13 protein-coding genes are annotated in these 14498 nt (G+C 49.7%); 10 read left to right on the forward strand and 3 right to left on the reverse strand.

Going from position 1 to position 14498, the window contains the following annotated elements; genetic code table 11:
- The first annotated feature begins 437 nt into the window (after nucleotides 1–437).
- The 9 genes from DC20_RS13315 (at nucleotide 438) to DC20_RS13355 (ending at nucleotide 10822) form a co-directional block, all read left to right on the forward strand.
- Nucleotides 438–2666: a sodium-translocating pyrophosphatase gene (locus DC20_RS13315; RefSeq protein WP_062544282.1), complete on the forward strand. Its 2229-nt coding sequence runs from the start codon at nucleotides 438–440 to the stop codon at nucleotides 2664–2666.
- Nucleotides 2667–2795: 129 nt separating this feature from the next.
- Nucleotides 2796–3335 (forward strand): hypoxanthine phosphoribosyltransferase, encoded by a 540-nt coding sequence (gene hpt / locus DC20_RS13320; RefSeq protein WP_062544283.1) that lies wholly within the window; start codon nucleotides 2796–2798, stop codon nucleotides 3333–3335.
- Between the two features lie 139 nt (nucleotides 3336–3474).
- The gene (locus tag DC20_RS13325; RefSeq protein ID WP_062544284.1) at nucleotides 3475–4065 is read left to right on the forward strand and encodes an adenylate kinase; all 591 of its coding nucleotides are present in this window, start codon (nucleotides 3475–3477) and stop codon (nucleotides 4063–4065) included.
- 145 nt (nucleotides 4066–4210) lie between these two features.
- Entirely contained in the window at nucleotides 4211–5206 is a 996-nt protein-coding gene (obgE, locus tag DC20_RS13330) for a GTPase ObgE (protein ID WP_062544285.1), read from the forward strand.
- 512 nt (nucleotides 5207–5718) lie between these two features.
- Nucleotides 5719–6288 carry a nucleotide exchange factor GrpE gene (locus DC20_RS13335; RefSeq protein WP_062544286.1) on the forward strand — a complete coding sequence of 190 codons (570 nt, stop codon included), beginning with the start codon at nucleotides 5719–5721 and terminating at the stop codon, nucleotides 6286–6288.
- A gap of 6 nt (nucleotides 6289–6294) precedes the next feature.
- Nucleotides 6295–7452, forward strand: a complete 1158-nt coding sequence (gene dnaJ / locus DC20_RS13340) for a molecular chaperone DnaJ (RefSeq protein ID WP_062544287.1) — start codon at nucleotides 6295–6297, stop codon at nucleotides 7450–7452.
- A gap of 169 nt (nucleotides 7453–7621) precedes the next feature.
- Entirely contained in the window at nucleotides 7622–8536 is a 915-nt protein-coding gene (locus DC20_RS13345; RefSeq protein WP_062544288.1) for an ABC transporter ATP-binding protein, read from the forward strand.
- Nucleotides 8529–9839: an ABC transporter permease gene (locus tag DC20_RS13350; protein WP_062544289.1), complete on the forward strand. Its 1311-nt coding sequence runs from the start codon at nucleotides 8529–8531 to the stop codon at nucleotides 9837–9839. The genes DC20_RS13345 and DC20_RS13350 overlap by 8 nt, the downstream gene beginning before the upstream one ends.
- A 110-nt stretch (nucleotides 9840–9949) precedes the next feature.
- Nucleotides 9950–10822, forward strand: a complete 873-nt coding sequence (locus tag DC20_RS13355; protein ID WP_062544290.1) for a ChaN family lipoprotein — start codon at nucleotides 9950–9952, stop codon at nucleotides 10820–10822.
- 404 nt (nucleotides 10823–11226) lie between these two features.
- Here the strand turns inward: DC20_RS13355 and DC20_RS13360 are convergent, their stop codons facing one another.
- Nucleotides 11227–11577: a HesB/IscA family protein gene (locus DC20_RS13360; protein WP_062544291.1), complete on the reverse strand. Its 351-nt coding sequence runs from the start codon at nucleotides 11575–11577 to the stop codon at nucleotides 11227–11229.
- Between the two features lie 188 nt (nucleotides 11578–11765).
- Between DC20_RS13360 and DC20_RS13365 the strand changes: the two genes are divergently transcribed.
- Nucleotides 11766–12323: a DUF7935 family protein gene (locus DC20_RS13365; protein ID WP_245652209.1), complete on the forward strand. Its 558-nt coding sequence runs from the start codon at nucleotides 11766–11768 to the stop codon at nucleotides 12321–12323.
- On the opposite strand, the gene DC20_RS13370 is transcribed toward DC20_RS13365, so the two are convergent.
- Nucleotides 12320–13126, reverse strand: a complete 807-nt coding sequence (locus DC20_RS13370; RefSeq protein ID WP_062544292.1) for a class I SAM-dependent methyltransferase — start codon at nucleotides 13124–13126, stop codon at nucleotides 12320–12322. The genes DC20_RS13365 and DC20_RS13370 overlap by 4 nt on opposite strands.
- Before the next feature lie 98 nt (nucleotides 13127–13224).
- Nucleotides 13225–14286 carry a DNA polymerase IV gene (gene dinB / locus DC20_RS13375; protein ID WP_071885459.1) on the reverse strand — a complete coding sequence of 354 codons (1062 nt, stop codon included), beginning with the start codon at nucleotides 14284–14286 and terminating at the stop codon, nucleotides 13225–13227.
- Nucleotides 14287–14498 lie beyond the last annotated feature (212 nt).

The following is a 14498-nucleotide window of genomic DNA, read 5'->3' on the forward strand; positions in this document are numbered from 1 at the left end:
GTTTTAAGCTTACATAAATATTACTTATTTGATTTGCAGTCCGTGAATGCTTGCTTTTTTAACTATTCAGGTTTGAATCAGGGGCAAAAGTAAGGAATTGTCAGTTAGTATTACATGGCAAATAAAACCATTTTCAAATAGTAGAGTGGGCTATGACATTAAAAATGTAATATGTAGGACATTATAGAGTAGTGTAATGCTGCTTATTAAACTAATGACAAAATAGACACAGGTTTACTATTGCTTCCATTCCCCCGACGAGATCGTGCACAAGAGTGACATTTACGCCATGGTGGAGCTGTATAACATTCTGATGCAGAAACTGTAAAATAAGCAGCATAGAGTATACCGTATATTTGTTTTTTAGGGGAGAAAGCTTAGCTTGCAGAGAGCTTCTAAGCCGAAAATCCAAACCTAACCAAACAAAGCCTTACTTTATGCAGACAATTCTCTACGCTATTCCCGCCCTCGGGCTGGTTGCCTTGTTGTACACTGCCATTAAATCGGCGTGGGTTACGAAGCAGGACGCCGGTGACGAAAAGATGAGCACCATTGCCCGCTACATTGCCGAAGGGGCAATGGCTTTCCTGAAGGCCGAGTACAAGGTGCTCACCTACTTCGCGATCATCGCCTCGATTTTCCTTTTCTACCTGGGCTACGTAGGCGAGAACTCGTCTCCCATAATCGTATTAGCATTTTTAATTGGGGCTATTTTCTCGGCCCTGGCAGGTTTCATAGGCATGCGGATCGCCACCAAAGCCAACGTGCGCACCGCGCAAGCCGCTAAAACCAGTTTGTCAAAAGCGCTGGACGTATCCTTTTCCGGCGGTGCCGTGATGGGCATGGGCGTAGCCGGTTTAGCGGTGCTAGGCTTAGGTTCACTTTTTATCGCGTTCTACTACTGGTTTGTACAACGTACGGGCGCCTCTGCGAGCAGTGAAGAAATGGAAGTGGCGCTGGAAGTATTAACCGGCTTCTCTCTAGGGGCTGAAAGCATTGCTTTATTTGCCCGAGTAGGCGGAGGCATTTACACCAAGGCGGCCGACGTAGGAGCAGATTTAGTAGGAAAAGTAGAAGCCGGTATTCCGGAAGATGACCCTAGAAACCCTGCCACCATTGCTGATAATGTGGGAGACAACGTAGGTGACGTGGCCGGTATGGGCGCTGACTTATTCGGCTCTTACGTAGCCACCATTCTGGCCACTATGGTGCTGGGCCGAGAAATCACCGTCACCGACAACTTCGGCGGCTTGTCGCCTATCATCCTCCCCATGCTCATTGCGGGTTTGGGAATTATCTTCTCTATGATCGGGACCTTGTTTGTGCGCGTGAAGGAAGGTGGAAGCGTGCAGGCCGCGTTGAACATGGGCAACTGGTCTTCCGTGGCGCTTACAGCCATTGCTTCTTATTTCATCATTGACTGGCTTATGCCCGAGACTTTAAGCTTACGGGGGTATGAGTTCACGTCTATGGGTATCTTTTGGGCCGTGATTATAGGCTTGGTAGTAGGAACCCTCATCTCCATCATCACCGAGTACTATACCGCCATGGGCAAAAAGCCTGTGAATTCTATTGTACAGCAATCTTCCACCGGAGCCGCAACCAACATTATTGCGGGTTTAAGCGTGGGCATGATGAGCACGGCCATGCCGATCATCGTGCTAGCTGCCGGTATCGTGTTCTCCTACGCAGTAGCGGGTTTGTACGGAGTAGCCATTGCCGCCGCCGGAATGATGGCCACCACTGCTATGCAGTTAGCCATTGACGCTTTCGGACCCATTGCCGACAATGCCGGAGGTATTGCTGAGATGAGCGAATTACCCAAAGAGGTTCGGGAGCGCACCGATATTCTGGATGCTGTAGGAAACACCACCGCCGCTACTGGAAAGGGTTTTGCCATCGCTTCGGCGGCGTTAACTTCACTGGCGTTGTTTGCGGCCTTTGTGGGAATCTCCGGCATCAGCACCATTGACTTGTACAAAGCACCTGTTTTAGCAGGTTTGTTTATAGGAGGCATGATCCCGTTCGTGTTCTCCGCACTAGCCATCAGTGCCGTGGGAAGAGCCGCCATGGCCATGGTGCAGGAGGTACGGCGCCAGTTTCGTGAGATACCAGGCATCATGGAGGGCACGGGCAAACCTGAGTATGATAAGTGCGTGGCCATTTCTACCAAAGCCGCCATCCGGGAGATGATGTTGCCGGGCGCTATTGCTTTGATTGTGCCTATCATCATCGGGTTTGGCTTGCGGGGTGTGTTTGAAGAAGTGTCCAGTGCTGAGATTTTGGGTGGCGTTCTAGCAGGGGTAACAGTGGCAGGTGTTTTGATGGCGATTTTTCAATCCAATGCTGGAGGCGCCTGGGACAACGCAAAGAAGTCCTTCGAAAAAGGAGTGATGATCAACGGGGTCATGGAATACAAAGGCTCAGATCCACACAAAGCCTCGGTGACGGGTGATACGGTAGGGGATCCGTTCAAAGATACTTCCGGGCCGTCTATGAACATCCTCATCAAGCTGATGTCTATTGTGTCATTGGTGATTGCTCCCCATATCGCGGTACGCGAAACCACGCCTGATGCCCCTGAGAACCGACTTGACGTAGAAACCACTACCTTGAAAACTGACAAAGCAGGGCCAGATACCACGGTATCTTACCTGAAGAAATAAAGCAGCAGGGAGGACATGCAAATAATCTAGCATCTTGCAACCAGAAAGCCCTTTTATACAGAATAGGGCTTTCCTCTTTTATTTTAGGGCAGTTTTCACCAAATTTGATGCTTTCCAGAACCCAAAAAGATGCATCATCCGCCGGTAACAATCCAAGACAAGCAGTTCAGTATTTACATTCCAGAGCGGAAAATCCTTCATAGTGTGGAGATTGTGGCGGCCCGCATCAGCCATGACTTCCGCGGGAAAGACCCTCTATTTTTAACCGTACTGAACGGGGCCTTCATGTTTGCCTCAGATTTGATGAAAGAAGTGAGCACGCCGTGCGAGATTTCCTTCATCCGGCTTTCTTCGTATGAAGACATGCAAAGCACCGGCAAGGTGAAAGAGATCATCGGGTTGAAGGAAGAAGTGAAAGGCCGGCACGTGGTCATTGTGGAAGACATTGTGGACACCGGGCATACTATTGCCGGGCTGTTACCGCAACTGCACGCCAAAGGTCCGGCCTCGGTAGAAGTAGCTACGCTGCTCATCAAACCAGAGAGCCTGCAGCATAACTTGAGCATTAAATACCCAGCCTTGTCCATTGCCAATGACTTTGTGGTGGGCTATGGCTTAGACTATAACGGCTTCGGGAGGAACCTGCGAGACATCTACAAAGTCATGTAGATTTTGGCTAGGAGCCATTTTAAGCTTACTTTAGGAAAAACGACCAGAAAGCGAGAGGAGCCAAATTGGACTGCTCCTGTAAATTCTGTCATTTCCAAGATTTTATTCCTACTTTTGTTTTCTCACAATTTCAATACTCATGCTGAACATCGTACTCTTCGGTCCTCCAGGGGCAGGCAAAGGCACGCAGAGCCAGAAATTAATCCAAAAATACGGGCTGATTCACCTTTCTACCGGTGATTTACTGCGCTCTGAGATTTCTCAAGGAACTGAATTAGGGCTCACCGCTAAGAAACTCATGGATGAAGGCCTTCTGGTGCCCGATGAAGTGGTGATTGGCATGATTGAATCCAAGATCGCAGACAACCGCACTGCTGCCGGGTTTATCTTTGACGGCTTTCCGCGCACTGTGCCCCAAGCCGAGGCGCTGGATCAATTGCTGGTGAAATATGATCAAGGCATCACTTGCATGATTGCATTGCAGGTGAACGAAGAGGAACTGGTGAAACGCCTGTTGCTCCGTGGGCAGACCTCGGGTAGACCAGATGACGCAGATGAAACCCTCATCCAGAAGCGGGTGCAGGAGTACAACACCAAGACCACGCCAGTGGCCAACTACTATGCGCAGCAAAACAAATTCTTCGCGGTAGACGGTATTGGTGAAATTGAGGAGATTTTCTCAAAAACCTGCGAGATCGTAGATGCTTGCCAGGTAGCCTTAAACAAGTAAAGAGACCCGCTGAAGGAAAGAAGGAACGATTCAGGTCTGTTCTTCTGTTCTGCTGAGACGTTTATTTCTGATAGAATATTCTGGAAGCATTCTCCTTGTGGGAATGCTTCCTTGTTAACATAGCATTTACTTTACCAATACAACTGTGTCATCATCCAACTTTATTGACTACGTCAAAATCTGCTGCCGATCCGGACACGGAGGAGGCGGTTCAGCCCACTTGCACCGCGACAAGAAAACTGCCCATGGTGGACCAGACGGCGGTGACGGCGGCCGGGGAGGGCACATTATCCTGAAAGGCAATTCCCAGCTCTGGACCCTGCTTCACTTACAGTATCAAAAGCACGTGATCGCCGAGAATGGTGGTTATGGTGGTCCAAGTCACTCTAGCGGGGCTTATGGGAAAGACATTATTTTAGAGGTGCCCATCGGGACCATTGCCAGAGATGCCGAGACGGGAGAAATCAAAGCAGAAATCACTGAGGAAGGCCAAACAGAAATCATCACGCCGGGTGGAAGGGGCGGTTTAGGAAACGCGCATTTCAAATCATCTACAAACCAAACACCTCTGTACGCCCAACCGGGTGAACCTGGGTTAGAGGAGTGGACCATCCTGGAGCTGAAACTACTTGCCGATGTGGGGTTGGTAGGTTTCCCGAACGCCGGTAAATCTACCCTGCTGTCAGTGGTTTCATCCGCGCGACCGAAAATCGCGAACTACCCGTTCACCACGTTGGTGCCGAACCTGGGCGTAGTAGCCTACCGCGACTACAAGTCCTTCGTGATGGCCGATATCCCGGGGATTATTGAAGGCGCCTCGGAAGGAAAAGGCCTTGGTATCCGGTTCCTGAAACATATTGAGCGGAACTCCATTCTGCTGTTCATGATCTCGGTGGAGAGCCCCGACATCAAAGAGGAGTACGAGATTCTGGTGAACGAGCTCAGGACATACAATCCTGAACTGCTGCACAAGCAGCGCCTGCTGGCGATCACCAAAACAGACCTGATTGACGATGAACTGGAGGCTGAAATGCGGGCCACGCTTCCGCAAGATCTACCTACTGTATTCATCTCCAGCCTTACCCAGAAGAACATCACGCAACTGAAAGACATGATTTGGAAGGCGCTGAATACCGCCTAGTTCTGTGCTTGTTATCAGAAATCAGCTTGTAGTCTCAAGGCATTTGGCGCTGCGGATTTATAGACCTCACAGGTTTCAAAACCTGTGAGGTCTATAAATCCATACTACGCATATCCGTTTCCAGCCTTCCGCCTGAGCGCCTAGAGGTCTACGGTGGCGGGCAGAGCCCGGCAGCCGAGGCTTTAGCCGAAGGCAGTGGAACTCACAGCGCGAGGGCGGAAGGCGGGGCCCCGCGGCCGTGAGCGCTTACCGGTAGAGATGAAACAACACAGTTCATGAACCCACGCAAAAGGCAGCACTCCAAAGCATCAGCAGAAACCAAGTGTTTTTACAAAGCCTTCCCAAAATCACACTACCACTTACCTGTCATACCCCTGACACAAACAGAACCAAACCAATTCGTGTTTTCGCCTAAAAATGCCAGAATGGCATAAAAACAAGATTGGCAAAATAGTTGCCCAATGTCAGGCACCCAGAAAAGAAGAAAGTTAATCTGAAAAGATAAAGCATATATGAGTACAGCAGCTGACCAAAATCCTCAAGAACAAGAGAATATACAGCCCGAAAACACAGAGGCGACAGAATCTACCGCAACGGAGCAGACAGAACAGCAGGCAGCAGAAACTACTGCTACATCCTCTGAGAACGGTACTTCTGAAGCCGATGAGCTCAGAGACAAGTACCTGCGCCTGCACGCTGAGTTTGACAACTTCAGACGCCGTACGTCTAAAGAGCGCCTGGAGCTGTTTAAAACCGCTAACCAGGAGCTGATGGTGGCTTTGATTCCGGTGCTGGATGACTTGGAGCGGGCCCAGTCTGCCATGAAAGATGCGCAGGATGTGAACGCGGTGCGCGAAGGTGTGGAGCTGGTGTTCAGTAAGTTCCAGAACCTATTGCAGCAGAAAGGTCTGAAAGCCATGGATGCCGTAGGCCAGCCGTTTGACGCTGATGTGCACGAAGCCATCACGCAGATTCCGGCCCCTTCTGAAGAAATGAAGGGCAAAGTGATTGACCAAGTAGAGAAAGGATATTACCTCAATGACAAAGTGGTTCGCTTTGCCAAGGTGGTAATTGGAGCATAAGAAGCCATGGCAACCAAAAGAGATTATTACGAAATACTAGGCGTAGCCAAAGGGGCCACTCAGGAGGAGATTAAGAAAGCGTACCGCAAGATCGCGATCAAGTTTCACCCTGATAAGAACCCCGATGATCCTACGGCCGAAGATAAATTCAAAGAAGCAGCAGAAGCCTACGAGGTGCTGAGCGATGAGCAGAAACGCCAGCGTTATGACCAGTTCGGGCACCAGGGCGTGAACGGCGGCGGCTTCGGCGGCGGAGGTGGCATGAACATGGAAGATATTTTCTCCCAGTTCGGTGACATCTTCGGAGGCGGCGGAGGCGGTGGCTTCGAAAGCTTCTTCGGAGGTGGCGGCCAGCGTGGCGGCAAGCGGATGCGCAAAGGTAGTAACCTGCGAATCAAGCTTAAGCTAGACCTGGAGGAAGTAGCCAAAGGCGTTGAGAAAAAAATCAAGGTCAAACGCTACGATGCCTGTAATGCCTGCGAAGGAAACGGTTCTAAAAACGGATCTTCCCTGAATACCTGCGGCACTTGCCAAGGCCAGGGACAGGTAAAGCGCGTGGTGAACACCATGCTGGGTCAAATGGTATCGGCTAGTACGTGCCCTTCCTGTAATGGCGAAGGCAAAACGGTAAGCCAGAAATGTGACGTTTGCCACGGTGAAGGTCGTCAGCTCCGTGAAGAGGTGATTTCCATCAACGTACCAGCAGGTGTGGCCGATGGCATGCAGCTTTCCATGGGAGGAAAAGGAAACGTACCTGAGCGTGGTGGTATTCCCGGTGACTTGTTAATCCAGATTGAGGAAGAGCAGCACCCAACCTTGCGCCGTGACGGTAACAACGTCATGTTTGAGCAGTACGTGAGTTTCGTGGATGCTACCTTAGGCGCCAGTGTGGAAGTGCCCACCATTGAGGGCAAGGTGAAGATCAAAATCGACCCAGGAACTCAATCAGGTAAAATCCTGCGCCTGCGCGGCAAAGGTATTCCAGACATCAACGGGTACACCAAAGGTGATCAGCTTATTCACATCAACGTCTGGACGCCTAAGAACGTGAACCCAGAGGAGCGCCAGATTCTGGAGCGCCTGCGCGAGTCACAGAACTTCGTGCCGAACCCTGGTAAGAACGAAAAAGGCTTCTTTGAGAAAATGAAAGAGTACTTCCAATAAGGAGTACTAAGGTATGAGATATAGGCATCGCCCGCTTTTCAACTGAAAGGCGGGCGCTGCTATTTTAAAGCTATTTTCCTGAAAACAGAACCCAAACCCAAATGCCCCCTCACTTGCAAACCGAAGCGCTTTCACTTAGCTTTAGCCTGATTAACTAACCGCTATTCTCTTGCAACCCATTCTCCAGATACAGGGCGTGAGCAAGCGCTACGAGGCGCACCAAGCCCTGAACAAGGTGTCGTTTGATGTACCTAAAGGCAGCATTTTTGGGCTTCTAGGACCTAACGGAGCCGGCAAAACCTCACTCATCCGCATCATCACTCAAATTACCGGACCCGACGAAGGACAGGTGCTTTTTGAAGGCCAGCCGCTGCAGCCACGTCATGTGCAGCAGATCGGGTATTTGCCTGAGGAACGGGGACTTTACAAGAAAATGAAAGTGGGGGAGCAGTTGGTGTACCTGGCGCGGTTAAGAGGACTGGAGAAAGCTGATGCCACCCAACGCATCAAAGTTTGGGCCGAGCGGTTAGATCTGAAAACCTGGCTCAACAAGAACGTAGAAGACCTTTCCAAAGGCATGCAGCAGAAAGTGCAGTTCATCGCCACGGTGCTGCATGAGCCTAAGTGTCTCATCCTGGACGAACCTTTCTCTGGTTTTGACCCGGTGAATGCAAACATCATCCGGGACGAGATACTAAAGCTTCGGGATCAGGGGTGCACCATTATCTTTTCTACGCACCGCATGGAATCTGTGGAGCAGATGTGCGATTACATTGTCATGATTAACCGCTCCCAGAAAGTGATGGAGGGCAGTTTGAAGGAGGTGAAATCTAGGTACCGCAGCCACACCTACCATGTAGAAGGCATCGGAAAACTGCTGATCATGTCGCCGGATTTCAAGGTGTTGACCCAAGCACAAAACGGAAATGAGTTCAAGGCCGAAGTACAACTGGAGCCGCAGGTAGGACCCAATCAATTGTTGCGTTATTTGACAGATCGGGTAGAGGTGCACGGCTTTCAGGAGAAGGTGCCCAGCATCAATGATATTTTCATTCGAACCGTAACCCAAGAAGCGCATGGATAAGATTTGGTTAGTGTTTCAGCGCGAGTACCTGGTGCGCGTGCGTAAGAAAAGCTTTATCATTATGACCATTCTGGGACCGCTTTTAATGGCCTTGGTTATGATCGTGCCCATCTGGCTCGCTACCATGTCTGATGACACCAAGGTGGTGCAGGTGCTGGATGAAAGCGGCTACCTCAAAGGAAAACTCACCTCTACCGAGGAACTGAAGTTCGTGAACGTGCCCGGACCGGTAGAAGTGGCCAAACAGGAATACTTAGCGTCTGAAGATGCCGCTTTGCTGTACATTCCTAAAATAGACCTTGAAAAACCGCAGGGCATTCAGTTGTTCTCCCAGAAAAGCACTAGTCTATCTATGAAAAGCTCTTTGGAGAAGCAGGTGCGGTCAGAACTGGAAGAAGTGAAGTTTGCCAACTCCGGCATTGACCAACAGGTGCTGGACAAGATTAAAACTCCGGTGAGTATCCGGACGGTGAACCTGAGCGATGAAGGGGAGAAGAGTAGCGATGTGGGCGTGACTACCGGGGTAGGGTTTTTAGGGGCGTTTTTGGTATACCTGTTCATTTTTATTTACGGAGCTCAAATAATGCGCGGCGTCATTGAAGAGAAAACCAGCCGAATCTTAGAGGTGATGGTGTCCTCGGTAAAACCCTTTCAACTCATGGCTGGCAAGATTTTAGGCATTGCAGCGGTGGGGCTAACCCAGTTTGTGCTCTGGATTGTTCTCACCTCCGCCATCTCTACCGGCGTAGCCTCCAGGTTTGACATGAACCGTTTTTCTGATGAGCAGATTGGCCAGACTGTACAGGGCATGGAACAAGAGCGTGACGTGCAGCAAGACCAGGAAATTAATGAGCTGTTCAGTGCCACCCAGAACCTGAACTATCCTTTGCTCATCGGGAGCTTTCTCTTTTACTTCTTAGGAGGCTATCTGCTGTATGGTGCATTATTTGGAGCTGTGGGTGCCGCTGTAGACTCTGAAACCGATAGCCAGCAGTTCATGCTGCCCATCACGGTACCGCTCATTTTGTCCTTTATTGTAGCGCAAACCATCATTATCAAGAACCCCAATGGGCCGGTGGCCTTCTGGATGTCCATGATCCCGTTCACGTCTCCTGTGGTCATGATGCTGCGAATGCCGTTTGGGGTGCCCACCTGGGAGTTGCTGTTATCCATGTTCTTTCTAATCGTTGGTTTTATTGGTACTATTTGGGTCGCTGCCCGTATCTACCGAGTAGGTATTTTGATGTACGGCAAGAAGGTGAACTACCGCGAATTGTCTAAATGGCTGTTCTACAAAGGCTGATAGTAAGGCATTAGATTTTAGGCAATGGACGTTAGATGTTCGCTGTGTGACCAGAACCTGTCTAACATTTAAATCCTTTTTGCCTGTTTTCTGAAAAACTGCTCTGAAGCATGAATAAGATTGTAGTACTGTTTTTATCTGTCCTGTTACTTTCTTCTTTCACCATGGATAAACCTGCGTATCGTTTATTCAAAGGCATCGGCAAGTCGGTGAAGTATGAGAAGATGTTGAAAGAACTGGCTTCCGCCGATGTGGTGTTTTTTGGCGAGCAGCACAACGACCCCATTGCGCACTGGCTTCAGTTGGAACTCGCCAAAGATTTGTTTCAGCTACATGGGAAGCAATTAGTATTAGGTGCCGAGATGTGGGAAACCGATACCCAGGCCGCAGTTGATTCTTTCCTGTTGGGGCAACTGGAAGAACATAAGTTTATGGAGGCAAGCCGTACCTGGCCTAACTATCCTACCGACTATAAACCCATCCTAAACTTCGCGAAAGCAAACGGCATCAAGGTCATTGCCACTAATGCTCCCCGCCGGTCGGCAAGAGTAGTCGCCCGTGAAAGCCTAAAAGGATTGGAGACCTTGCCAGTAGAGGAAAAGCAATGGCTTGCCTTGTTGCCCATCGCCGTTGATCTGGAGTTGCCCGCCTACAAACGCATGCTCAGCATGCTCGGTGATTCACACGGCACCTCGGCGGCTTCGGCCCAGATTGTAGAGGCGCAGGCGCTGAAAGACGCGACCATGGCGCACTTCATCAGCAAGAACCTGCAGAAAGGCCAGCGCATGTTTCACCTTAACGGCGCCTACCATTCAGACCATCATGAAGGGATCATCTGGTATTTGCATCGCCTTCGGCCAGAGTTGAAAGTTTTCACGATTTCTACTGTACTGCAGTCACAGTTGGAAGATCTGGAGAAGGACAACCTAAAACGTGCTGATTTTGTCTTGGCCGTTCCGGAAAGCATGACCAGAACTTATTAGAAAATCCGGTGCAAAGTTAGCTTCGGGGTGTTTTCAAAAAGAGACTAGAAATGCGGTTTACCCCCTGGGGCCCTAAACATTTCAAGAGTTAAAAAGACAGGTTTTAAAAACCTTTGAGATCTTTCTTCCATAATACGCATTCCCCTTTTCCAGCCTTTCGTCTGAGCGCCTAGGACTCGACCCGGTGCCGCGGGAGCGGCAGCCCTGAGGGGCAGGCGAGAGGCCACAGCGCGAAGGCGGAAGGCGGGGCCCCGCGGCTGTAAGCGCTTACCGCAAAAGGTGAAACAACAAAGCTTATAAACCCACGCAAGAAGCACTTACTCCAAAAGCATCAGCCAACCAAACAGGTACAAAAAAAGACCTGCTACACAGCAGGTCTTTAAATAAAATCATCTAAGGAATGATTACGCTGAGAAGGAGCTTCCGCAACCACAAGTGCTTTTAGCTTGCGGGTTGTTGAAGACGAATCCGCGGGCATTCAGACCATCCTGGAAATCTACTTCCATTCCCATTACATACATTCCGTGTTTCTTGTCCATGATCAGTTGAACGCCGTCTAACTCATAGATCTCATCTGAGTCCTTGGCTTTATCAAAGCCAAGCAAATAAGACATGCCAGAGCATCCACCGCCTTGTACACCAATCCGAAGGCCATATTCCTCAGGAACATTTTTATCTTTCATAATCACCTTCACCTCTTGCAGGGCAAGGGGAGTAAGAGATATAGGAGCTTTTTTTAGAGTTGTGCTTTCCATAGTAAGTGGTTTTTGCGTGGCAAAGATACTAAAATACAGACTGATTGTAAACTACAGCGCTATACTATAAGAAACCAAAAAACCGAGAAAATGATTCAGCGGCAACCTGTTCAAATTTTTCCCGATATTTACTCTGCAGACAAGCGCTTTTAATGGCCTTGCTTTTATTTTACGCAAGTAAAAAAGCAATGGCTACTTACTTTATCTCTATGACCGCAGACACTTCTTCTATTGTCTTATTAGTTTTATTAAGCTCACTCCCAGCCCTAATCATTGGCGGAGCCATGTACCTGCTCACCCAAAAGTACCTGGAGCGCGACTACCGTAAACGGGTATTGGAAATCAGGCTGAAAAACAGCGAGACCATCCTGCCTATCAGGCTACAGGCGTATGAGCGCATCATTCTGTTCCTGGAACGGGTCACTCCAAGCAACTTATTGATCCGGGTGAGTCCTTCTGGGTTAACTGCTTCTGATTTTCAGGCACAGTTGCTACAGGAAATAAGGGCAGAGTACACGCATAACCTTTCGCAGCAACTTTATATGAGCGAGGCAGCCTGGCAGCAGGTGAAGAAAGCAAAAGAAGACGTGGTTTCTATGATCAATCAGAATTACCAGAACCTGCAGGACAAAAGCCGAGGCACCGAACTAGCCAAAAAGGTGCTGGAAAACATCCTGCACAACGAGGTAGACCCTACAGCCCAAGCCATTCAGTTCCTGAAGCGCGAATTACACGAGATCTTCTAAACTGGTTTTACCGCTTTAATGCTGTACATCAGGGGCAATTTGTCCTCCATGCCTTTGATCCGCCAAAAGCCGTCTGGGCCCTGTACCGTGTTGGAAAAGCAGTTGTAGTAGGAGTAGGGCAGTTCTTGGAATTCTGTGATCTGTAAGTTCTGGTGCAGCAGCGAAGAGAAGACCTCGCTCAGTGCATGGTTCCAGGAGTACTCAGTATAGTGGATGGGGGCGTCAGGATCAGTATAAGTGCCGGATGATTCTTCTACAATGGGTCCTCCTGTATTGAAGTAAGGGTATTCCACCTGGGTGAAGCCGTTGCCAAACATCCAGACCATGGGGTGGAACTCCGCCAAAAAGAAGGTGCCCCTTGGCTTCAGGAAATGCGAAATTACCTGTGCCCATTTCTCCAGATCAGGCAGCCAGCCAACAACCCCGTAGGAGGTAAAGACAATGTCAAACTGACCCTCTAAGTGCTGAGGCAGGTCATAGACGTTGCAGCAGACAAACTCCGCATCCAATCCAAGCTCTTCGTTTAATTGCTGCGCCAGGGCAATGGCCTCATCTGATAAATCTACTCCCGTGGCTTTGGCTCCCAACCTGGCCCAGGAAAGTGTATCTTGGCCGAAATGGCATTGCAGGTGCAGGAGCTTTTTACCACGTACATCGCCTAGCGCCTCCAACTCTAAAGGGTTTAAACTGCTTTTCCCATTCTTGAACGCCTCTATATCATAAAACGTGGAGTCTTTGTGCACGCCGGTGCGCAGGTTCCAAGCCTGACGGTTGAGTTCAAAGTAATCTACAGAGGCATCCATGGTGGGTTTTGAAGCTAGTTTGGGAAAATATAGCAAAAAGGCAAGCTTGATAGGATGACAGTGAACTCATCGTCAGCCCCTATTACCTCTTCGGCTATTTAGAAAGGAAAAGACAGTTGGCCGCTTTGGTGCTTGCCGTAGTTGAGATTTGAAACGGTGATACCAAGCAGCCGGACCGGTTTGGTAGGGAAGAAAGGCGTACGCAGCAATTCAACGGCAATGTCTAACAACACTTCCTCGGCCCGTACTGAAGAAAAGAAGGTCTTGCTGCGGGTATTCAGCGTGAAATCGTGGTACTTGAGTTTGAGCGTGATGGTTTTGCCTGAGGCTTCCAGCCGATGCAGGTCGTAGGCAACTTCCTCGGCCAGCCGCTGCAGTTCCGGTAGCATCTCTTCCTCCGATTCCAAGTCCTGGCCAAAGGTGCGCTCTGAGCCAATGCTTTTCCGGATGCGGTTAGGTTCCACGGGACGTTCGTCCTGCGCCCGCGCAATCTGGTAGAAGTAAGAACCTGATTTCCCGAAGTGCCGCCGCAAATCCATTTCAGACCGGTTCTTTAAATCGGCTCCGGAATGGATGCCCAATTGCTTCATCTTAGCCGCAGTCACATCACCAATGCCGTAGAATTTTTCAATGGGCAGCGCCTCAACAAATGCTTCGGCCTCATCGGGCAATACCACCGTAAGCCCATCAGGCTTGTTTTTACCAGAAGCCACTTTAGCCAGGAACTTATTGAAAGAAACACCCGCCGAGGCCGTTAAACGTGTCTCTTGCTGAATCTCGTTCTTGATGCGTTGGGCAATAAGCATCGCTGATTTCAGCCCGAACTTGTTTTCGGTAACGTCCAGATAAGCCTCGTCCAGGGAGAGAGGTTCCACCAGATCGGTGTAGCGCAGGAAGATTTCCCTTATCTGGCGGGAGACCTGCTGGTACACCTCAAAGCGCGTGGGCACCATGATGAGGTGCGGACACTTGCGAAGGGCCAATTGGGAGGACATGGCTGAGAAAACCCCGTATTGCCGCGCCTCATAACTGGCCGCTGCCACTACTCCCCGCGCTTTGGTACCACCCACTGCTACCGGTTTGCCGCGCAAGGCTGGGTTGTCGCGCTGCTCTACAGAGGCGAAGAAGGCGTCCATGTCTATGTGGATAATTTTGCGCACAGCTACTGGCTTTGGGTAGGTAAAAGTAAGGGGTTAAAAGAAGCGTTTGGGGTGCTTAATGTAGTCTGACTGGCTTGGTTCTAATTTTTTTGTCCTGATAATCAGGTTAGAAAAAGTAAGAAGGTTTGGATTATAAAATGATTCGTGAACTTGCAGCGTTAGTCTACGTACTGCGAAGTTAGTCTATGAAATTTTTATGGACTAGTTTAGCA

It is taken from the genome of Rufibacter tibetensis, assembly GCF_001310085.1.
GTDB lineage: Bacteria > Bacteroidota > Bacteroidia > Cytophagales > Hymenobacteraceae > Nibribacter > Nibribacter tibetensis.

Excerpts from the sequence above, each read along its gene's own strand:
- dnaJ (WP_062544287.1), top strand. The coding sequence starts at position 6,295 with ATGGCAACCAAAAGAGATTATTACGAAATACTAGGCGTAGCCAAAGGG.
- DC20_RS13315 (WP_062544282.1), top strand. The coding sequence starts at position 438 with ATGCAGACAATTCTCTACGCTATTCCCGCCCTCGGGCTGGTTGCCTTG.
- DC20_RS13365 (WP_245652209.1), top strand. The coding sequence starts at position 11,766 with ATGGCTACTTACTTTATCTCTATGACCGCAGACACTTCTTCTATTGTC.
- DC20_RS13370 (WP_062544292.1), bottom strand. The coding sequence starts at position 13,126 with ATGGATGCCTCTGTAGATTACTTTGAACTCAACCGTCAGGCTTGGAAC.
- DC20_RS13335 (WP_062544286.1), top strand. The coding sequence starts at position 5,719 with ATGAGTACAGCAGCTGACCAAAATCCTCAAGAACAAGAGAATATACAG.
- hpt (WP_062544283.1), top strand. The coding sequence starts at position 2,796 with ATGCATCATCCGCCGGTAACAATCCAAGACAAGCAGTTCAGTATTTAC.
- DC20_RS13350 (WP_062544289.1), top strand. The coding sequence starts at position 8,529 with ATGGATAAGATTTGGTTAGTGTTTCAGCGCGAGTACCTGGTGCGCGTG.
- DC20_RS13355 (WP_062544290.1), top strand. The coding sequence starts at position 9,950 with ATGAATAAGATTGTAGTACTGTTTTTATCTGTCCTGTTACTTTCTTCT.
- DC20_RS13360 (WP_062544291.1), bottom strand. The coding sequence starts at position 11,577 with ATGGAAAGCACAACTCTAAAAAAAGCTCCTATATCTCTTACTCCCCTT.
- DC20_RS13325 (WP_062544284.1), top strand. The coding sequence starts at position 3,475 with ATGCTGAACATCGTACTCTTCGGTCCTCCAGGGGCAGGCAAAGGCACG.